This window comes from Actinoplanes sp. NPDC048988, assembly GCF_043197815.1.
Lineage (GTDB): Bacteria > Actinomycetota > Actinomycetes > Mycobacteriales > Micromonosporaceae > Actinoplanes.
On the sequence record NZ_JBICTW010000007.1, the window covers coordinates 274,962 to 293,299 of the forward strand.

At 72.0% G+C, this 18,338-nt stretch carries 21 protein-coding genes; 14 read left to right on the forward strand and 7 right to left on the reverse strand.

Translation table 11 applies throughout. From position 1 onward, the window contains the following. The first annotated feature begins 136 nt into the window (after positions 1–136). The 5 genes from ACGFJ7_RS24135 (at position 137) to ACGFJ7_RS24155 (ending at position 6,905) form a co-directional block, all read left to right on the forward strand. Positions 137–874, forward strand: coding sequence for an SIS domain-containing protein (locus tag ACGFJ7_RS24135; protein WP_392643884.1), 738 nt, complete (start codon positions 137–139; stop codon positions 872–874). Continuing rightward, the gene (locus ACGFJ7_RS24140; RefSeq protein ID WP_392643886.1) at positions 871–3,501 is read left to right on the forward strand and encodes an alpha-mannosidase; all 2,631 of its coding nucleotides are present in this window, start codon (positions 871–873) and stop codon (positions 3,499–3,501) included. The genes ACGFJ7_RS24135 and ACGFJ7_RS24140 overlap by 4 nt, the downstream gene beginning before the upstream one ends. A gap of 190 nt (positions 3,502–3,691) precedes the next feature. After that, positions 3,692–5,068 (forward strand): extracellular solute-binding protein, encoded by a 1,377-nt coding sequence (locus ACGFJ7_RS24145; RefSeq protein WP_392643888.1) that lies wholly within the window; start codon positions 3,692–3,694, stop codon positions 5,066–5,068. 5 nt (positions 5,069–5,073) lie between these two features. Next, the gene (locus ACGFJ7_RS24150; RefSeq protein ID WP_360255543.1) at positions 5,074–5,988 is read left to right on the forward strand and encodes a sugar ABC transporter permease; all 915 of its coding nucleotides are present in this window, start codon (positions 5,074–5,076) and stop codon (positions 5,986–5,988) included. Then, positions 5,988–6,905, forward strand: coding sequence for a carbohydrate ABC transporter permease (locus ACGFJ7_RS24155; protein WP_392643890.1), 918 nt, complete (start codon positions 5,988–5,990; stop codon positions 6,903–6,905). The genes ACGFJ7_RS24150 and ACGFJ7_RS24155 overlap by 1 nt, the downstream gene beginning before the upstream one ends. On the opposite strand, the gene ACGFJ7_RS24160 is transcribed toward ACGFJ7_RS24155, so the two are convergent. Genes ACGFJ7_RS24160 through ACGFJ7_RS24175 form a run of 4 tightly spaced genes read right to left on the reverse strand, consistent with a single transcriptional unit; the run spans position 6,887 to position 9,585 of the window. After that, complete coding sequence (locus ACGFJ7_RS24160) at positions 6,887–8,554, reverse strand: MFS transporter (protein ID WP_392643892.1); 1,668 nt, start codon at positions 8,552–8,554, stop codon at positions 6,887–6,889. The genes ACGFJ7_RS24155 and ACGFJ7_RS24160 overlap by 19 nt on opposite strands. A 28-nt stretch (positions 8,555–8,582) precedes the next feature. Further along, positions 8,583–8,942 carry an STAS domain-containing protein gene (locus tag ACGFJ7_RS24165; RefSeq protein WP_360249962.1) on the reverse strand — a complete coding sequence of 120 codons (360 nt, stop codon included), beginning with the start codon at positions 8,940–8,942 and terminating at the stop codon, positions 8,583–8,585. After that, positions 8,939–9,208, reverse strand: a complete 270-nt coding sequence (locus ACGFJ7_RS24170; RefSeq protein WP_360249959.1) for a GlsB/YeaQ/YmgE family stress response membrane protein — start codon at positions 9,206–9,208, stop codon at positions 8,939–8,941. Before ACGFJ7_RS24170 ends, ACGFJ7_RS24165 begins: the two co-directional genes overlap by 4 nt. Next, positions 9,205–9,585 (reverse strand): SPW repeat protein, encoded by a 381-nt coding sequence (locus tag ACGFJ7_RS24175; protein ID WP_392643895.1) that lies wholly within the window; start codon positions 9,583–9,585, stop codon positions 9,205–9,207. Before ACGFJ7_RS24175 ends, ACGFJ7_RS24170 begins: the two co-directional genes overlap by 4 nt. A 100-nt stretch (positions 9,586–9,685) precedes the next feature. On the opposite strand from ACGFJ7_RS24175, the gene ACGFJ7_RS24180 reads away from it, so the two are divergent. From ACGFJ7_RS24180 to ACGFJ7_RS24190, 3 genes are read left to right on the forward strand one after another with little or no spacing between them, the layout of a single operon-like run. Continuing rightward, positions 9,686–10,369 (forward strand): response regulator transcription factor, encoded by a 684-nt coding sequence (locus ACGFJ7_RS24180; protein ID WP_360249953.1) that lies wholly within the window; start codon positions 9,686–9,688, stop codon positions 10,367–10,369. Further along, a complete protein-coding gene (locus ACGFJ7_RS24185; protein ID WP_360249950.1) occupies positions 10,366–11,691 on the forward strand; it encodes a HAMP domain-containing sensor histidine kinase in 1,326 nt (441 codons plus the stop codon). The genes ACGFJ7_RS24180 and ACGFJ7_RS24185 overlap by 4 nt, the downstream gene beginning before the upstream one ends. Beyond that, positions 11,688–12,239, forward strand: a complete 552-nt coding sequence (locus tag ACGFJ7_RS24190) for a GerMN domain-containing protein (protein ID WP_360249947.1) — start codon at positions 11,688–11,690, stop codon at positions 12,237–12,239. Before ACGFJ7_RS24185 ends, ACGFJ7_RS24190 begins: the two co-directional genes overlap by 4 nt. A gap of 15 nt (positions 12,240–12,254) precedes the next feature. On the opposite strand, the gene ACGFJ7_RS24195 is transcribed toward ACGFJ7_RS24190, so the two are convergent. The 3 genes from ACGFJ7_RS24195 to ACGFJ7_RS24205 form a co-directional block, all read right to left on the reverse strand. After that, positions 12,255–13,127: an alpha/beta fold hydrolase gene (locus tag ACGFJ7_RS24195; protein WP_360249944.1), complete on the reverse strand. Its 873-nt coding sequence runs from the start codon at positions 13,125–13,127 to the stop codon at positions 12,255–12,257. Positions 13,128–13,212: 85 nt separating this feature from the next. Further along, complete coding sequence (locus ACGFJ7_RS24200) at positions 13,213–13,575, reverse strand: hypothetical protein (protein WP_360249941.1); 363 nt, start codon at positions 13,573–13,575, stop codon at positions 13,213–13,215. 59 nt (positions 13,576–13,634) lie between these two features. Beyond that, positions 13,635–14,315, reverse strand: coding sequence for an alpha/beta hydrolase-fold protein (locus ACGFJ7_RS24205; RefSeq protein WP_392643898.1), 681 nt, complete (start codon positions 14,313–14,315; stop codon positions 13,635–13,637). A gap of 146 nt (positions 14,316–14,461) precedes the next feature. On the opposite strand from ACGFJ7_RS24205, the gene ACGFJ7_RS24210 reads away from it, so the two are divergent. The 6 genes from ACGFJ7_RS24210 to ACGFJ7_RS24235 all read left to right on the forward strand — a co-directional run bounded on the left by ACGFJ7_RS24210 (position 14,462) and on the right by ACGFJ7_RS24235 (position 18,279). Further along, positions 14,462–15,262, forward strand: a complete 801-nt coding sequence (locus ACGFJ7_RS24210; RefSeq protein WP_392643900.1) for an alpha/beta hydrolase family protein — start codon at positions 14,462–14,464, stop codon at positions 15,260–15,262. A gap of 159 nt (positions 15,263–15,421) precedes the next feature. Then, positions 15,422–15,622: a hypothetical protein gene (locus ACGFJ7_RS24215; protein WP_360249932.1), complete on the forward strand. Its 201-nt coding sequence runs from the start codon at positions 15,422–15,424 to the stop codon at positions 15,620–15,622. A 39-nt stretch (positions 15,623–15,661) separates the two neighbouring features. Beyond that, the gene (locus ACGFJ7_RS24220) at positions 15,662–15,982 is read left to right on the forward strand and encodes a metalloregulator ArsR/SmtB family transcription factor (RefSeq protein WP_360249929.1); all 321 of its coding nucleotides are present in this window, start codon (positions 15,662–15,664) and stop codon (positions 15,980–15,982) included. Then, positions 15,979–16,491 (forward strand): SRPBCC domain-containing protein, encoded by a 513-nt coding sequence (locus ACGFJ7_RS24225; RefSeq protein ID WP_392643902.1) that lies wholly within the window; start codon positions 15,979–15,981, stop codon positions 16,489–16,491. The genes ACGFJ7_RS24220 and ACGFJ7_RS24225 overlap by 4 nt, the downstream gene beginning before the upstream one ends. Positions 16,492–16,549: 58 nt before the next feature. Beyond that, on the forward strand, positions 16,550–17,062 hold the full coding sequence (locus tag ACGFJ7_RS24230; RefSeq protein WP_360249923.1) for a SigE family RNA polymerase sigma factor: 513 nt from the start codon (positions 16,550–16,552) through the stop codon (positions 17,060–17,062). Beyond that, complete coding sequence (locus tag ACGFJ7_RS24235; RefSeq protein ID WP_392643904.1) at positions 17,059–18,279, forward strand: hypothetical protein; 1,221 nt, start codon at positions 17,059–17,061, stop codon at positions 18,277–18,279. Before ACGFJ7_RS24230 ends, ACGFJ7_RS24235 begins: the two co-directional genes overlap by 4 nt. Positions 18,280–18,338: the final 59 nt, after the last annotated feature.

Sequence of the window (18,338 nt, forward strand, 5' to 3'; positions counted from 1 at the left end):
CGCGGCCTCAAGCCCACCGCGGGGCGAGCTCGCGGCCTCAAGCCCACCGCGGGGCGAGCTCGCGGCCTCAAGCCCACCGCGGGGCGAGCTCGCGGCCTCAAGCCCACCGCGGGGCGAGCTCGCGGCGGGAGGGTCGGTGGAGGCCGGAACGCCGACCGGGTTCGAGGCCGCGCGAATCGAAGTTTCGGCCGGGCTAGAAGGCGGGCTGGAGGCCGGGCTGGAACGCGGGCTGGAGGCCGGGCTGGAACGCGGGCTGGAGGGCGGGCTGGAGGGCGGGCGGGGGCGGATGGCGCCGGCCATGGTGCACTGGCTGGAGAACCATCTGGACGAGCACGTCGCCGTGGCGTCGGCGCTGGGGGAGCTGACCGCTGAGATACGGGCGGCCGGCGAGCTCATCTGCCGGCGGCTGGCCGGTGGTGGCACCGTCTACACGCTCGGCAACGGGGGCAGTGCGGCCGACGCCCAGCATCTCACCGGGGAACTGGTCGGGCACTTCAAGCGGGAGCGGCGGCCGCTGCCGGCCGTCACCCTCAGCACCGACCCCAGCGTTCTCACCTGTGTGGCGAACGACTTCGACTACGCCGACGTCTTCGCGCGCCAGATCGAGGCGCTGGCCCGGCCCGGCGACGTCGTGGTCGCCTTCACCACCTCGAGCCGGTCGCCCAATGTGGTCTCGGCGCTGGACACCGCGCGGGCGCGCGGGGCCGCCACGGTGCTGTTCGCGGGCGGAGCACCGGGCGCCGCCCGGGCCGACCGGGTTCTGCTCGTGCCGTCCAAGAGCACCCAGCGTGTCCAGGAGATGCACACCCTGATGCTGCATGTGATCAGCGAGATGGTGGACGCGTGGGCCGCCGGTGAGGAGCCGGGGCCGTGACCGCGCCGATGGCCAACGCGCCCAACGGCGACCAGCCGTCCTGCGGTCCCGGGGCCGAGCGGCCGCTGGCCACCCCGCACCGCACGCTGCACATGGTCGGGCACGCCCACCTGGACCCGGTGTGGCTGTGGCCGTGGCAGGAGGGTTACCAGGAGGCCCGGGCCACCTTCTGGTCGGCCATCCACCGTATGGACGAGTACCCCGACTTCGTCTTCACCTGCGACCAGGTCGTGCTCCTGTCGTGGGTCGAGGAGTCGGATCCGGAGCTGTTCGCCCGCATCCGGGCCCGGGTCGCCGAGGGCCGCTGGCAGCTGACCGGCGGCTGGTGGGTGGAGCCCGACTGCAACCTGCCGGCCGGGGAGTCCTTCGTGCGGCAGGGGCTGTACGGGCAGCGCTACCTCCGCGAGAAGTTCGGCGTCACCGCGAGCGTCGGCATGAACGTCGACCCCTTCGGCCACCACGGCATGCTCCCGCAGATCCTGCGGGGACAGGGCCTGAGCTCGTACGTCTTCATGCGCCCCGGACCGCACGAGACCAGCCTCACCGGCACCGCGTTCTGGTGGGAGTCGGCCGACGGTTCGCGGGTCCTGGCCTACCGGCTTCCGTACGAGTACTGCAGCCCGCCGGGTGAGGTGGGCGCGCAGGTCGACAAGGCGCTCGGGGCGGTGCCGCCCGGCGACACGATGATCTTCTTCGGGGTGGGCAACCACGGCGGCGGGCCGACCAGGGCCAACATCGAGAGCATTCACCGGTACGACCGGATGGGGTCCTACGGGCGCATGGTGATCTCCTCGCCGGGACGGTACCTCGACGAGCTGGCCAAGCGCCTGGGCGAGGACGGCCTGGCCGCGCTGCCGGTATGGCGCGACGACCTGCAGATGCACGCGCCGGGCTGCTATTCGGCGCACTCGGGCATCAAGATGTGGCAGCGGAGGGCGCAGGCCGCGATCCTGTCCGCCGAGCGCTGGGCGGCCGTGGGATCGGCGCTGTTCGGCCTGGGCGATCCGCGGGCCGACCTGACCCGGGCCTGGCAGCAGATCCTGTTCAACCAGTTCCACGACGTGCTGCCGGGCTCGGCCGTCGAGACCGCCTACGACGACGCCCGCGACCAGCTGGGGGAGGCCGTCGCGATCGCCAAGCGGGTCATCGCCCGTACCCACAATGTCATCGCCCGTCAGGTCGACATCCCCCTCGAGGAGGGGACGCAGCCGGTGCTCGTCTTCAACCCGCACCCGTGGGAGGTCACCGCGCACGTCGAGTTGCAGTACGGCGCCCAGCCGTCCGGCGTGCACGTCGACGGCGCGCTGTCGCAGCCGATCCAGCCGGTCGCCACCACCGACGACCTCGCCCGCGGGGCGGTCGTCTTCGAGGCGGCCGTGCCGGCGTTCGGCTACCGGCTCTACCGGCTGCGCCCGGGTGCCGTCGCCGTGCCGACCGCGCTGCGGGCCACGGAGGAGGTCCTGGAGAACGACCGGCTGCGGGCCGTCTTCGACCCGGCCACCGGCTGGCTGTCGTCGCTGCTGGACAAGAGGACCGGAGCCGACGTGGTGGCCGGCGCGCGCGGGGAGCACACCGCCGTCAGCCGGGATCCGACCGACACGTGGGGGCATCACGTCCGGTCGTACCGCTGGCCCGGCGCCGTCATGCCGGTCAGCCGGATCGTCCTGCGGGAGGCCGGACCGCTGCGGGCCCGGCTGCGGGTCGAACGCGCGTGGAACTCGTCCACGCTGGTCGAGGAGTTCCTGCTGGGCCACGACGCCGACCATCTCGAGGTGCGGGTCACCCTCGACTGGCGGGAGCGGGCCCACCAGCTCAAGTTGTGCTTCCCGACCACCGTGGGGTGCCGCCGGGCCACGTACGAGATCCCGTTCGGTGTCGTCGACCGCCCGGCCGACGGCGCCGAGAACCCCGCGCAGTCCTGGGTCGACGTCAGCGACGGCCGCGCCGGCCTGGCCGTGGTCGGCGACGCCAAGCACGGGTACGACGTCTCACCCACCGAACCGGCCGGGGTGAGCATCGGCATGACGGCGGTGCGCAGCCCGGTCTACTCGTGGCACGATCCGCGCGAGCTCGACCCGGACGGCTTCTACTCCTATCAGGACCAGGGGCTCCAGACGTTCCGCTACCTGCTCGTGCCGCACGCCGGCGACTGGCGGCGGGCCGGGCTGACCCGCCGGGCGGCCGAGCTGGGCTCGCCGGTGCGGGCCATGCTGGAGAGCTTCCACTCCGGCGCCCTGCCGCCGGCGCAGAGCTATCTGTCGGACGGCGCCGGGCCGGTGATGGTCACCGCGGTCAAGACCCACGAGGACGGAGGGTCCCTGATCGTACGGGCGGTGGAGACCACCGGCCGTACGCACCGGGCCGTTCTCGGCATTCCGCTGCTGGGCCGGACGGTGACGGCCGACTTCGGCCCGCACCGGATCCGCACGTTCCGGGTGCCGTTCGACGGCGGTGAGGTCCGCGAGACCGACCTGATCGAGTGGGACCGGCCGGACGCCGATCAGGTGGAGGCCGGGCCGTCGGCGGCCGCGCCCGGTGGCCGGCGCCGGGCCGAGCCGGACCGCGACGCCTCCAACGCCACTTCGCCCGCCGAACGGATGGCGCCCGGGCAGCGCGGTCGCGTTTAAGGAGCCGCCCACCGGGGATTCTTCGGTCGCGCCCCGGCCAGGTTGTGGAAACGTTGCCATACGCCCTAACGGAGCCTCCAAAGCCGCTCTGAAGTGCAGTGATACACAACGGTAATATTGATGCCTTGTGTGCCCCGTCACGCTGGTCTAGCGTCCGATCTGGGATGGATCCCACATCGGGGAGGCCACTATGGAGAGAAAACGTGCGGCCATAGTGGCCGCCGGCGTCGCCATCGTGCTCGGGCTGGGCACGGCCGGCTGCGGGTCGGGCAGCGGTGACGAGGGTGGCGGCGGTGACGCGGTGACGTTCGACGCCAACGCGTCCGGTGCGCTCAGCGCCTGGGCCTTCGACAACGCCGACGACGTCGGGAAGGCCCGCATCGACTACGCGGCCAAGCAGCTGAACGGCGTCACCGTCAAGATGGACCAGACCGGCTTCGACGCGCAGAAGTTCACCGCCCGGCTGGCCGGCGGCGACGTCCCCGACGTGGTGCAGATGGATCGGGAGTACGTGCCGACCTACGCCGCCCAGGGACTCATCGTGCCGCTGGAGAAATGCTTCTCGGCCCACGGCGTCGACCCCAAGCAGCGCTGGTACTCCAACGTGGTGGGCGACGTGACGTACAAGAACCAGGTCTGGGCCGTTCCGCAGTTCTACCAGCCACCGGCGATCATCCTGAACACGACGGTGATGGACGCCGCCGGCGTCACCCCGGAGCAGATCGACACCTCCAAGCCCGACGTGCTGCTCGCCGCCATCGCGAAGATGTACAAGGCCAGCGGCGGCGTCCCGGCCGTGCTGGGCTTCAACCCGCAGGCCGTCGGCCAGACCTACCTGTGGTTCATCAGCCAGGGCGGCAAGCTCGTGGGCGACAACGGCGCGCCGACGCTCGACGACCCGAGCAACGTCTACCCGCTCGAGACGCTCAAGAAGATCGTCGACGCCCAGGGCGGCTTCGCCAAGTACAAGAGCTTCACCGACGCGTTCGACGTGTTCGGCGACAACAACCAGTTCGTCAAGAACCAGGTCGGGGCCGAGGTCGACGCGCAGTGGTACCCGAACGTGCTGTCGCCGTACAAAGACAAGCTCAAACTCGGCGCGGTGCCGTTCAAAGGCAAGGACGGCCAGCCCGTCACCGTCGCCTACGGCGGCTCCTTCGTGATCCCGGCCAAGGCCAAGAACCCCAGTGCCGCCTGCAAGTGGGCGCTGGCGCTGACCGACGACGGCTCGTGGGACGCGGCGGCCACGGCCCGCGCGGCCACCATCGAGAAGGAGAAGTCGATAAACACCGGCCTGTTCACCGGATCACCCGGCCCGGACAAGGCGATCCGCGACAAGTACGTCAAGCCGAGCGGCAACGCCGGGTTCGACCAGGTGATCAGCACCTACTACGACGTGGTGACCAGCGGCAAGAGCGCCGGCGCGTCACCGGCCGGGCAGCAGCTCAAGCAGGAACTGACGAACGCGATCACCTCGGCCCTGCTGGGGAAGAAGACGCCGCAGCAGGCGCTGGCCGACGCGCAGACGGCGTCCATGTCGGCCTACCGCTCGATCGCGGGCGGCTGACGACGGTGGAGCAACTGAAGGCCCGCAAGTACAACCGCCGGGAGGCGATCGCCGGCTACCTGTTCATCTCACCCTGGATCATCGGGTTCCTGATCTTCACCCTGGGCGCGATGATCTACAGCCTGGCCATCTCGTTCAGCCACTTCAACCTGGCCACCAACAAGATGCGGCCGGGCGGGCTGGACAACTACCGGGCCCTGCTGGACGACCCGCGCGTCGCCGGATCGCTGAAGAACACCCTGTTCTTCGCGGTCCTGGCGGTGCCGCTGGAGGTCATCGTCGCGCTGTTCCTGGCCATCCTGCTCAATCGGGCCCGGCGCGGGGCGGGCTTCTTCCGTACGGTCTACTACCTGCCCAAGATGACGCCCGCCGTGGCCACCGCGGCGGTGTTCCTGCTGCTGCTCAACGGCAACAGCGGCGCCATCAACTCGGCCCTGCGCGCCGTCGGGATCGAGGGCCCGCAATGGCTGGTCGACCCGGCCTGGGTGCGGCCCTCGATCGTGCTCATGGCGCTGTGGGGTGTCAGCGGGACGATGGTCATCTTCCTGGCGGCGCTGAAGAACGTGCCCCGCGACCTGTACGAGGTGGCGTCGCTGGACGGCGCGAGCCCGGTACGGCAGTTCTTCACCATCACCCTGCCGATGATCTCCGGTGCGGTCTTCTTCAACGTCATCATTCTGACCATCGCCGCGTTCCAGGTGTTCGACCAGGCCTACCTGCTGTTCTGGCGCGACCAGACCAACGTCGCCCCCGAGTCGTCGCTGTTCTACGCGGTCTACCTGTTCCAGCAGGCGTTCCGCCAGTTCAACTTCGGCTTCGCGGCGGCCATGGCCTGGCTGCTGTTCGTCATCCTGCTGATCCTCACCGCCATCCAGGTCCGGATCGGCAACCGGTTCGTCTACTACGAAGGGGAGCGGTGATGGCGACGACCGCGCCGCCGGCGGCTGTCACTCAGGCCGGCCCGTCCAGCCTTCCCGGGCCGGCCCGGCCGAAGCGCCGCTGGTCGGCCGGGCAGGTGCTGCTCACGGTGTTGCTGATCGGCTTCGCCGCGCTGTTCCTGTACCCGCTGGTGTGGCTGGTGGCGGCCAGCCTGAAGCCGTCCGGGCAGGTCTTCGACAACGCGCTGATCCCGCACACGTGGCGCTTCGACAACTACGTCGAGGTCTGGAACCAGCTGCCCCTCGTGCACTGGATCTTCAACAGCGTGGCCATCGCCCTGCTCGCCGCCGCCCTGGTGTCGGTCTCGAGCTCGGTGGTGGCCTTCGGCTTCGCCTACTTCCGCTTCCCCGGCCGGAACATCCTGTTCGGGCTGGTGCTGGCGACCATGATGCTGCCGGCCTCGGTCACGATGATCCCGACCTACCTGATCTGGAAGCAGACCGGCCTGCTGGGCACGTGGGTGCCGCTGTTCGGCGCGAACCTGTTCGGCTCGGCGTTCTACATCTTCCTGCAAAGGCAGTTCTTCCTGGGCCTGCCCCGCGAGCTGTTCGAGGCGGCCCGGATCGACGGCTCCAGCTACTGGCAGATGTTCTGGCGCATCGCCATGCCGCTGTCGATCCCGTCGTTCATCATCGTGTTCCTGTTCGAGTTCCAGGCGGCCTGGAACAACTTCCAGGGCGCCCTGATCTATCTGAACGCGGGCTCGGTCGAGGGCTTCACGGCGCCGCTCGGAGTGGCCTACGCGATGACGAAATACAGCCCGACGGCGGGCGGACAGGCCGATTATCAGTACGTGATGGTGGCGTCCCTGCTCGTCACCTTGCCCATGCTGCTGCTGTTCAGCTTCGGCCAGCGCTACTTCATCGAGGGAGTGGCCACTCAGGGCCGCAAGGGCTGACGCCGCAGAGGCGAGAGGATCAGGAAGATCGGGGCGAGGGTGAGACCCACCGCGACGGCGGACAGGGTCAGGCGAACGCTCGACAGGGTGGCCAGCGCGCCGCCGAGCAGGCCGCCCAGGGGCAGAAGGCCCATGACCAGGAAGCGCATGGTGGCGTTGACCCGGCCCAGGATCGGCCGGGGTACCACCGCCTGGCGGTAGCTGAGCTGGGTGATGGCGTACACGAGCTGGCCGGCGCCGCCGACACAGATCCCGACGACGAAGAAAGAAAGCCGCCAGCCCTTGTCGGTGAACGGGATGAGCAGATTGAACGGGCTGGTGACGGTGACGGACAACCAGATGATCCGGGCCGGCCCCAGCCACCGCGCGAGCCGGGTGGCGACGGCCGCGGCCACCAGGGCGGCCACCGAGGCGGTCGAGAAGAGCAGGCCGGCGGTGGCGGCGCTGACCCCTACGGTCTCGACGAGGAAGTAGACGTTGAGGGCGTTGGCCGCCACGAAGAGCACGTTGGACAGTCCACTCGTGGCGGCGATGGCTCGTAGCACCGGATCGCCCAGCACGAACCGCAACCCCTCACGCACCTGCCCCACCATCACCCCTCCCCGGGTTGCCCGTTCCCGGGACGGGCGCTCGCGGTCACGCACCTGCCCCGCCGTCTCCTGGTCCTGGGTCGCGCGGCCCTGGGTCGCACGGTCCTGGGTCGCACGGTCCTGGGTCGCACGGTCCTGGGTCGCACGGTCCTGGGTCGCGCTTTCCTCGGGTGGGCGGTCGCGGTCGTACGCCTGCCCCACCGTCGTCTCGTCCTGGGGTGCGCAATCCTGGGATGCCCCGTCCTGGGACGCGCGGTCACCGTTTGCCTGGTTGCGGTTTGCAGAATTCGGCGAGGGCGAGGGCGAGGGCGAGGGCGAGGGCGAGGGCGAGGGCGAGGGCGAGGGCGAGGGCGAGGGCGAGGGCGAGGGCGAGGGCGAGGGCGACGGCGACGGCGACGGCGACGGCGAGGGCGAGGGCGAGGGCGACGGCGACGGCGACGGGGAGGGGGAGGGCGGGCGGGGACCGGAAGGTGTTGGGGGTGGTTCGGGGGTGCGGACGCGCCAGAGGAGGAGGGCGCTGACTGCGAAGCTCAGCGCGTCGGCCAGGAGGGCGTTGGCCGCGCCGGTCAGCTGGACCAGGGTGCCGCCCAGGGTGGGGCCGGCTATCTGGCCCGTGGCGCGGATCGCCTCCACTGTGGAGTTGCCCTGCACGAGGTGTTCGGGCGGGACTATCGAGGGCAGGTAGGTCTGGTAGCCGATCTCGAAGACGACGCGCATCAGGCTCATCACAGCGGCCACGGCCAGGAGCAGGGTGAAGCTCAGGCCGCCGGCCGCGGCGGTGATCGTCACCGCGGTCAGGGCCACTGCGCGGACCACGTCGGTGACGATCAGGACCGGGCGGCGACGGCGGCGGTCCAGGAACGCGCCGGCGGGCAGGCCGGCCACCAGGAACGCGCCGTTCTGGACCGCGACCAGGATGCCCAGCTGCCACGGGGTGGCGTCGAGCAGCAGCACGGCGGTCAGCGGGAACGCCAGTGCGCTGACCTCCGTGCCCAGCTGGGTGACGCTCTGCCCGGCGGTGACCAGCCGGAAGTCCCGGTTGTGCCAGAGCGCGGGCATCCCTCGCCGATTCCCGGAACGGGCGGGATCAAACGACGGTGGCCCTGCTCAAGGCCGCGTCGCGGTCGGGGAAGGTGATGAAGGCGCGGTCCAGGCGCATCGTGTGCAGGACCGTCTGGACGAAGGGGGACGGGGCGATCAGGGCGAACGCCGCTCCGTGCTGGCGGGCCTCCTGGCGGGCCCGGACCAGCAGGCCCAGGGCGGCCGAGTCGATGAACTTGACCGCTTCGAGGTCGACCAGCACGCGCGGGTGTGTCGCCGCCGCCTCCATCAGGTCGTCGCGCATGTGGCCGGCCAGTGTGGCGTCCAGGTCGGTCAAGGGGGTGACCAGCGCCGTGTCGTCCAGCGTGCGGACGTAGTACGACGGGCCGTGAGCGGGTGGGGTCATCGGGAGTACCGCCGATCCGCCGTCGCCGCCACCAGGGCGACCCCCGTCGCCGCCAGGACGACCTGCAGGAAGATCTCGACCGGGGCCACTCCCGACGTGTCCACGCCGGCGAAGCGGGCCACCACCGTGGCGAAGACGGCCGCGCCCACGGCCACGGCCAGCGGGACCCAGAACGGGACGCCCCGGGTGGCGGGCACCAGCCAGCGGGCGCCGGCGCCGAGCGCGGCCCCGACGAGCAGGGCGGTCACGAGACTGCTGACGGTCATGATCTCACCCTGTCGCGCGCAGTCGGCGGAACCTCGGCGGTCATATGACGGGCCGATGACAACATGGCCGCCACGCTCACGCCGGCGAACATCGTCACCAGGACGCCGACGACGATGTTGTTCCAGGCCACGGCCGGGTGGTGGCCGTATCCGAGGACGAAGGGCGCCGCCACCAGCCAGGCGCCGAGCAAGGTCAGCAGCACGCCGAGCGGGGCCGTCCGGCGTGGCATCAGCAGGCGTATCGATGCCAGGACGGCGACGGCCGCGCCCGTCGCCACGTCGCTCGTGGCCGCGTACGCCGGAAGGTCGGGGGCGAACAGGGGCGTCAGCGCGATCCACACCCCGGTCAGAACCGTGAAAACGCTGGTCGCTGTCATGCCTTCCACGATGACCGGGGTTTTTGACGGTTCCATGACAAGGTCACAGATCCTTGGGTACGAAGGTGCCGGCCCCGCCCGGACGGGGCATCATTCGCCTATGACCTCCGTGCTGCTGATCGAGGACGACGACCGGATCCGGCTGTCGCTGAGCCTGGCCCTGGAGGACGAGGGGTACACCGCGCACGCCGTCGCCACCGCCGAGGACGGCCTGGCCGAGCAGCGCCGGGTCGGGGCCGAGACCGTGCTGGTCGATCTGATGCTGCCGGGCATGGACGGCTTCGAGTGCATCCGCCGGCTGCGCCGCGACGACGACGTGCCGATCGTGGTGATCAGCGCCCGTGACGACACCCACGACATCGTGGCCGCGCTCGAGGCCGGCGCCGACGACTACCTGGTAAAGCCGGTGGCGGTGAAGGAGCTGGCCGCGCGGCTGCGCGCCCTGCGGCGGCGGGGGCGGGCGCCGGCCTCGGCGGCGCCGGCCATGCGGACCCTCGCCTTCGGCGACCTGGAGCTGCGGCCGGAGGCCGGTGAGGTACGCCTGCACGGCGACCAGGTGCGTGTCACCCGCACCGAGTTCCGGCTGCTGTGCGAGCTGGCCGACCACCCGGGCCAGGTGCTGTCCCGCCAGCAGTTGCTGCAGCGCGTCTGGGGGTACGAGATCGGCGACGAGCGCCTGGTCGACGTGCACGTCGGCCGGCTCCGTCACAAGATCGAGGACGTTCCGGGCACGCCCCGCCACCTGGTGACCGTGCGCGGGCTCGGCTACAAACTCCAGCCGTGAGGCGGGCCGGTCTCAGGACCCGGGTCAGCGCCGCCTTCGCGGTCGGCGCGCTCGCGCTCTCCGTGTGTGTGACCGTGGTGTCGTACGAGCTGACCCGCAGCACTTTGTTCCGCGAGCGGGAGCGGACGGCCGTGCGGGCCGCCTATTTCGACGCCGCGCTGGTCGACGCGAGTCTCAGCGGGGGCGCCACCAACGTGGCCGACGTGCTGGGCTCGCTCGACGCCGGCGGCGACCGGTACGTGCTCATCCAGCGGGCCGGGCGCTGGTACTCGCGCAGCGCCGACACCGACACCCACGCGGCCGTGCCGCCGGGGCTGCGGGAGATGGCGGCCGGGGGTGTGGCGGCGGCGCAGCGGATCCGCCGCGACGGCGCGCCCGCGCTGGTGATCGCGGTACCGCTCGACGGCGACACGGTGTTCTACGAGATCGTGGCTCAGCGCGAGCTGGAGCGCACCCTTCAGGTGTTGGCGCTGGCCCTCGCCGCCGTCGCGATCATGATGGCGGCCGGTGGGGCGGCGGTCGGCTGGTACGTCACCCGGCACGCGCTGCGGCCGCTCGGCGCGGTGGCCGACGCGGCCCGGGGCATCGCCGACGGCGACCTGGCGACCCGGCTCGACCCGGACACCGAACCCGACCTGGCCGCCCTCGCCGCGTCGTTCAACCACATGGCCGACGAGCTGGACCGGCGGATGCGGCGGGACCGGCGGTTCGCGGCCGACGTCAGCCACGAGCTGCGCTCGCCGTTGCAGACCCTCGCCGCCGCGGTGAGCGTGGTCGACCGCCGCCGGGACGGCCTGGACGAGCGGTCGGCGGCGGCCGTCGGGCTCATCGTGGCCGAGGTGAACCGGTTCCAGGAGCTGGTCGGGGACCTGCTCGAACTGGCGCGCGGCGACCAGCCGGTGACCCGGGAGCCGGTGGACATCGCCGAGCTGGTCACGCGGGTGGTCCGGGCACACGGGCTCGACCCGGGCATCGTCGAGGCCGGCGACCCGGGACAGTGGCGGGTGGACGCGCGGCGGGTGGAGCAGACGCTGGGCAACCTGCTCGAGAACGCGACGCGGTACGGGGGCGGGCCCACCGCGGTACGGGTGGGCAAGGGTTTTCTGGAAGTGGACGACGCCGGTCCGGGTGTGCCGGAGGAACTACGGGCGACGATCTTCGACCGGTTCGTGCGGGGGCCGGCGGCCGGTGCCCGCGGGACGGGGGACGGGACCGGGTTGGGGCTGGCCATCGTGGCCGAGCACGCGGCGGCGCACGGCGGCACGGCTTCGGTCCGCGAGCGGCCCGGTGGCGGCGCCCGGTTCCGGGTGGAGCTGCCGTGAGAACCGTACGGCTGACGGGAACGCTTGTGGGGGTTGCCCTGCTGGCGGCGTGTGGGGTGCCGGCGGAGGACTCGCCGCATCCGGTCGAGCTGCCCCGGGCACCGTTGATCGAGTCGGGGGCGCCGGCGGTGACCCCGGCCGGTGAGGTGGCGCATGTGCTGTGCCTGGTGCGTGGCGAGCGGCTGGTGCAGTCGGTGCGGCGGGCGCCGGCCTATCCGAGCGTGCAGCAGCAGATGAACGACCTGATCACCGGGCCGACGCCGGCGGAGAGCGCGAGTGGGCTGTCGACGGCCCTGGGCGGGCTCACGGTGGTGGCCACCGAGGGGCCGGGCGCGCGGGTCACGGTCGAGGTGCCCGCGGCCGAGGCCCGGCAGGACGACATCCTGGCGTACGGGCAGATGGTGTGCACGCTGACCGCGCGCCCCGACGTCGGCGCGGTGTCGTTCACCCGGGAGGGGCGCGGCCTGGAGGTTCCGCGCGCCGACGGGACCCTCACCGAGGGGCCGCTGACCTCCGGGGACTATGCGGCGCTGGTGGCGCCGGCCTAGGGTTTTTCCCGCGGGTCACGGCCTGACGGTGGTGTGACGGCTGGAGCTCGTCCTGCCGATGATCTCGTCGATCACCTGGGCCCAGACGGCCGCGGGCGGGAACTCGTGGCCGACGCCCTCGAGCCACACCAGCCGGGAGCCGGGGATCTCGGCGCGCAGGGCCCGGGCGTGGGCGGCGGGCAGGAACCGGTCGAGGGTGCCGTGCAGGATCAGCGTGGGCGCGCTGATCTCGCCGAGGCGGCTCCGCACCGAGGGGCCGCCGGCGCAGCAGTAGTGGTTGGTCTGTGACGCGGCCATGTCCTGCGTACGGTCGAAGATCCGCTCCGCCAGCCGGCGCAGTTGCGGGTCCTCGGCGGTGAACGGGCCACCCAGCCGGCGGGCCGTGGCCACCATGCTCCGGACGGAGGCCCGGCGGTCGGTCCAGTCGTCCGCGCCCGTGTCGTCGCCGGTGTCGCCCACCGGCAGGTCGTCGTCGAAGCCGGGCGAGGACGACAGCAGGACCAGCGACAGCACCCGGTGAGGGCGCTCGACGGCGAGACGCTGGGCGATCAGGCCGCCCATCGACAGGCCCACGAGATGAGCCCGGTGGACGCTCAGCGCGTCGAGCACGCCGAGCGCGTCATGGGCCAGGTCCACATCGGAGTACGGTGGTGCGCCCACCGGGAACGAGGTCGACCGCCCGGTGTCGCGATGGTCGTAACGGATCACGAACCGGCCGCCGGCCGCGAGGCGCCGGCAGAACTCGTCCTCCCACCAGTCCATCGAACTGGCCGCGCCGGCGATGAGCAGCAGGGCGGGATCGCCCGGCTCGCCGAACGTCTCCACACACAGCTCGATGCCGTCGACCGGCATCATCGTCTCGGTGACCACCCGCCCATTGTCGGGCATCGGACTTCACAGGCAGGTTAAAAGTCGGTCACCCACGGCTGTCTTTTTCGGTGTCCGGGCCTCGGCGGCCCGGACACCGGCCGGTTCAGCGGTTCGCGGTCACCGCGGCGGTGCGGGCCTGGGTCCGGACGACCCGCAGCGAGACACCGGTGAGTGCGATGGCGACCACGAACAGTGACAGATGCAGCCAGGGGCTGGCGATCGGGACGAAGCCGATGATCGCCACGGGGATCTGCACGACGGCGATCAGGCCGGCCAGCCACCAGCGGTTGCCGCCGCTCCACAGCAGGGCGGTCCAGACCGGCGCCGACACCACGACCAGCGTCAACGCGTCGAGCAGGGCGTGCAGGTAGGTGTTGTGCACGGCGTTGTGGGCGAAGGCCTGCGCGGGGGAGGCGATCCACAGACCGGCGAGAACGAGGGCGAGTACGGCGGCGGCACGACGCATGGGAGTCCTCCAGCGTGTTGGGACCGTTGCTCTGAGTCATTTACGGTACGGACGGCGCGTCAGTCCCGTAAAGCCCCGGCGACGAAGTCAAAACCTTCGGGTATGCACCGCGACCAATATCCGAAATGGTGCCGGCCCGGTCCCGAGCTCATTCGCGCGGGGCGTTCGGGCAGCTCAGCGGCCAGGTCTTCGACATCGGCGAGAAGGTCATCCTGCTCGCCGCACCACAGGCCGACCGGTGTGCCACGAAGATGACTGACTGACGTGAATACCTCATCTCCTTTTCGCACGGCCGGGGAAAAGGCGGCGACGGCCTTGGCGAAACCGGGATAGGCCTCGGCCAGGAGAAGGGAGCCGTAACCGCCCATCGACCATCCCCACAGGGCGATCCGGGTGGTGTCGAAACCGCGCCGGCGGCACCACTGCGGCAGTTCCTCGTGGACCATGCGCTGCGGGTCGTCGCCCTTGTCGGGCCGCCACCACAGGCGGTCGCCGGTGGCGCCGGCCAGGACGAACGGTGGCGCGCCCCGCCGTACGGCATCGGTCAGGAAACGCCCCAGACCGAGACCGGGGAAGTCGGCGGCGGTCTTGGAGCCGCCGTGCAGAATCAGGCAGACGGGCAGCCCGCGGCCGTCGCCGTGCCCGGCGGGCACGGCCGTGTAGAAATCGACCAGCCGCCCCCGCGCCCGGGAGTCCCGGCGGATCAGGCGCTCGTCACCGACCGGCGCGTGCGGGATCACGGGCTCCGGATCACCTGATCGGCTACGGTATCCGGCCAATGCGGCAACTCCGGCGACTGTCGCACCAAGGCCTACGAATGTTCGTCGTCTCATCGCCACCCACAACGGTGATCGCCCTCATGGCGTCACGTTCCTAGGCTCGCCATGTGCGCAGCGTCCCCCCGTCCCTCCGCGCGCCCCGCCGGCTGCGGCGCGCCGGTGCGGTGCTGATCGCGGTCGTGGTGCTGCTCAGCGGGTTCGGGCCGGCCCGGCCGGCCACCGCCGCCACCCGGGTGACGACCCGGACGTTGCTGCTCGCGCGGGGCGCGGACCGGCCGCTGCCGACCACGGTCTGGTATCCCTCGCCGCTGACCGGCCGGCACCCGCTGATCCTGTTCAGTCACGGGCTGGGCGGGACGCCGTCCGACTTCGCGCCGTTGATCGCCGGTTGGGCCGAGGCCGGGTACCTGGTGGCCGCCCCGGCCTACCCGCACACGAACCGCCGGGTGCCGGTCGTCCGGCCGGATGTGCGGTCGCAGCCGGCGGACGCCCTCTATGTGGTGGACCAGGTGCGGCGGCTCTCGGCCGTGCCCGGGGACGTGTTCTCCGGGCATGTGGATGCCGCGCGCTGGGCGGCGGTCGGCTTCTCGGCCGGGGGGACCACGACGCTGGGCCTGTTCGGGCCCGGGCACGATCCGCGCCTGCGGGCGGGGGTCTCGATCGCCGGGCGGGAGGCGCCCGCCGGCTTCGGCGGCTGGCCCGCTCCGTTGCTCTTCGTGCACGGCAACCGTGACCCGGTGGTGCCGATCGGCGCCGCGCGCCGGGCCTACGGTGCCGACCCGTGGCCGAAACGCTTCGTCACCGTCCGGGGCGCGGGTCACGGTGAGTATCTGCGGCCCGGTAACCCGTCGTATGACCGGATCGCCGGCCTGATTCGCGCCTTCCTGGCTGCTCAGCTGCCCACCTGAGGGTTTTCGGCTGCTCTTGTCCGCACGGTTGATCAACCCGAACCGATCGGGCCGATGATCACCGGCTGTCATGGTGGCTAGGCTGCGTTGGTGCATTTAACACACGTCGCAGTGGCCGCAGCAGTGACTCTGAGTGTTGCTGGCGTTTCTTACTCAGCGTTGAACCCGGAGGCGCTGAAGCGGAAGGCTCAGGTCGTCGCCGACGGGGCGACCTGCCGGACCGTGGACGCGGCGATCGTCGCCTACGCCGGGATCAACGGCACCCCGCCCACCTCGATCGCCGAGGTCGCCGATTACGTCAAGGGCGACATCTCCGCGTACCGCGTCGTGAACGGGCAGGCGGCCGGGCCGGGCTGTTGACCCTTGCGTATGCCTTGATAGTCATATAACCTTTGCGGCATGGACGCCTTCGCCGCGATCGCGGAGCCGACCCGGCGCCGGATCGTGGAGGCCCTGCGGTCGCGCGAGTGCACCGTCTCCGACCTAGTCACCACGCTCGAGATGAGCCAGCCGGCGGTCTCCAAGCACCTGCGGGTCCTGCGGGAGGCCGGGGTGGTCGCCGTGCGGACCCGGGCTCAGCAGCGGATCTACCGCCTCGACCCGGAGCCCTTCCGCGCGCTCGACGCCTGGCTGGCGCCCTATCGCCGATTGTGGGCCCATCATCTGGCGGCGCTGGAGCGTCATCTGGACGCGTCGCCCGACGTCAAGGGGGAGCAATGAGCCAGGAGATCGACACCGCGGAGCTCGTCGCGGCGGCCGGCGAACGGTGGACGCTCGTCTTCGTGCGGGAATTCCGGCAGGCGCCGGCGGTCGTGTGGGCGGCGCTCACCGAGCCGGAACAACTTGACCGATGGGCGCCGTTCGTCCCCGTACGCCATCTGGGGTCTCTGGGGGAGACGACCTTGACCATGGTGGACGGTGCGGTGCGGGAACCGGTGCCGGCCGTCGTGCTGCGGGCCGAGGCGCCGGTGGTCCTGGAGTATTCGTGGGGCGCCGATCTGCTGCGCTGGGAGCTCGAGGACAACCAGGGCGGAACCCGGCTGATCCTGCGGCATACTCTCTCCCAGCCCGGGAGCCAGGCCATGGTGGCGGCCGGCTGGCACCTGTGCGCCGACGTGCTGCGGCGGCTGCTGGACGGGCGGCCGGCCGGAGTGATCCGCGGGTCGGACGCGAAGAACCACGGCTTCGAGGAGCTGCGCGCGGCGTACGCGAAGAAATTCGGGATCTAGGTGCAACGCCGGGCCGCCGCCGACTGTCGTGAATGGTGACGACGGCGGAAGGACGGCGATGGCTTCAAGCCCACGAGCGGGCTTCGACGATTTCGTGCGCACCCGGTCCACCGGGCTGCTGCGAATCGCCTACCTGCTGACCGGCGATCGGCACGCGGCCGAGGACCTTGTCCAAGAGGTTCTCGAGCAGATGTACGTGCGGTGGCGGCGCATCGAGGGGATGCCCGAGGCGTACGCGCGCCGGGCGCTGGTCAACCGGTCGACCAACCGCTGGCGCCGCCGGGCGCTGCGCGAGGAGATCTCGATCGACGGTCATCTGGAGGCCCGGGTCGCGCCCGACCACGGCGACGACGTGGCGATCCGCGAGGCGGTGCTGGTCGCCCTGCGCGGCCTGCCGGCCCGGCAGCGGGCCGCCGTGGTCCTGCGCTATCTCGCCGACCTGCCCGTCCACGAGGTGGCGGCCGCGCTCGGCTGCACCGAGGGCACGGTCCGCAGCAACGCCGCCCGCGGTCTGGACCGGCTCCGTGAGGTGCTCGGCCCGGCCGTCGTCCCGGACGGAGGACAACGATGAGCGACACCGACATCCGGCAGGCCCTGGCCCGCGCCACCGATCACCTCGAGGCCCCGCCCGACCTGCTCGACCGGGTCCGCACGGGCGGGCGGCGGCGAGTCGTGCGGCGCCGCACCCTGCTGGCCGGTGGGCTGGCCGCCGGCGTCGCCGGCACGGCCGCCGCCGGCTGGTTCCATCGGCCGCCGTCCGCGGTTCCCGCGGCGACCCGGGGCGATCTGGCCGGCGACCGGGACCTGCTCCGGCGCGTCCTTCAGACCTGGCACGAGATGGCCGGCCCGGGCGGCGCGCGGGTGCACTGGGCCGGGTCCACCCCGGCCGGCCCCGTGGCGCTGGTCGCTCAGCGGATCCAGCCCGCCTACGACGCCCTCGGCTTCGTCTACTCCGACGGCGACCGGCTCCGGACCACCGGCAGCACGTTCCACGTCCCCGCCGGCACGGTGCCGCCCGGCGCCGTGCTGGCCGGGCCCGCCCATGACGTCCTGGTCGTCGCCACGGCCGGGCGGGCGGTCGAGTTCTCGCCCGACTACCGCTTCGGCGCCGACGGGCGGGTCGAGCGCGGTTTCGCCCCGCTGCGCGCCGACGCCGACGGCATGGCGATCCGGCGGTTCCCGGCGGCCGACGGTGTCGTGCGCGTCGCCCTGCGGCAGCACGGCGACGACCCGGCGGTGCCGCTGGCCAACCTGCACGACGTCGTCGACACCGGCGGGGCCGACAACCAGATCCCCGAGCGGATCACGCGGGACCTGCCCGGCTGGGAGCGGGCCGGACGGGCCACCGCCGGCGGATGGGACATCCGCACCCTGCCCCGGTACTCCGACCCGCACGGCTACCACGCCTGGACCGGGCCCACCGAGTGGTACCTGCGTGCCGCCACCCCGGACGGCCGGCGCCTCGTGGTGCAGACCGTGGCCCTGGACGGATCCGCGCGCGTGTTCTGGATGCACGGCCCCGCCACCTCGGCGCCCACCCCGCACTACCTGGGCCGGCTGGAGGACGGCCTGGCGACCGAGATCCCCGGCGGCCCGAGCGTTCTCCACGCGCGCCTTCCCCAGCAGCTGGGCGTGGCCGTGGCCGCACTGAACTGTGCCCTGCGCTATCGGGCCCACGGCGGCTCCTGGCTTCCGGTGACCGGTCCGGCCGCGCTGCTTCCCGGCGCGGCCACCGAGCTCGAGGTCACTCCCACGCGGGGGCGGCCGATCCTGGTGCCTCTGCCATGAGCGGCGCCGGGCGGGGCACTAGGTTGGAGGTCGGAAGGCGCTGGAGAGCTGGAGGCTGC

Excerpts from the sequence above, each read along its gene's own strand:
- ACGFJ7_RS24160 (WP_392643892.1), bottom strand. The coding sequence starts at position 8,554 with ATGCCCGCGCTCTGGCACAACCGGGACTTCCGGCTGGTCACCGCCGGG.
- ACGFJ7_RS24230 (WP_360249923.1), top strand. The coding sequence starts at position 16,550 with ATGGCTTCAAGCCCACGAGCGGGCTTCGACGATTTCGTGCGCACCCGG.
- ACGFJ7_RS24180 (WP_360249953.1), top strand. The coding sequence starts at position 9,686 with ATGACCTCCGTGCTGCTGATCGAGGACGACGACCGGATCCGGCTGTCG.
- ACGFJ7_RS24165 (WP_360249962.1), bottom strand. The coding sequence starts at position 8,942 with ATGACCCCACCCGCTCACGGCCCGTCGTACTACGTCCGCACGCTGGAC.
- ACGFJ7_RS24225 (WP_392643902.1), top strand. The coding sequence starts at position 15,979 with ATGAGCCAGGAGATCGACACCGCGGAGCTCGTCGCGGCGGCCGGCGAA.
- ACGFJ7_RS24195 (WP_360249944.1), bottom strand. The coding sequence starts at position 13,127 with ATGCCCGACAATGGGCGGGTGGTCACCGAGACGATGATGCCGGTCGAC.
- ACGFJ7_RS24200 (WP_360249941.1), bottom strand. The coding sequence starts at position 13,575 with ATGCGTCGTGCCGCCGCCGTACTCGCCCTCGTTCTCGCCGGTCTGTGG.
- ACGFJ7_RS24235 (WP_392643904.1), top strand. The coding sequence starts at position 17,059 with ATGAGCGACACCGACATCCGGCAGGCCCTGGCCCGCGCCACCGATCAC.
- ACGFJ7_RS24170 (WP_360249959.1), bottom strand. The coding sequence starts at position 9,208 with ATGACCGTCAGCAGTCTCGTGACCGCCCTGCTCGTCGGGGCCGCGCTC.
- ACGFJ7_RS24145 (WP_392643888.1), top strand. The coding sequence starts at position 3,692 with ATGGAGAGAAAACGTGCGGCCATAGTGGCCGCCGGCGTCGCCATCGTG.
- ACGFJ7_RS24220 (WP_360249929.1), top strand. The coding sequence starts at position 15,662 with ATGGACGCCTTCGCCGCGATCGCGGAGCCGACCCGGCGCCGGATCGTG.
- ACGFJ7_RS24155 (WP_392643890.1), top strand. The coding sequence starts at position 5,988 with ATGGCGACGACCGCGCCGCCGGCGGCTGTCACTCAGGCCGGCCCGTCC.
- ACGFJ7_RS24175 (WP_392643895.1), bottom strand. The coding sequence starts at position 9,585 with ATGACAGCGACCAGCGTTTTCACGGTTCTGACCGGGGTGTGGATCGCG.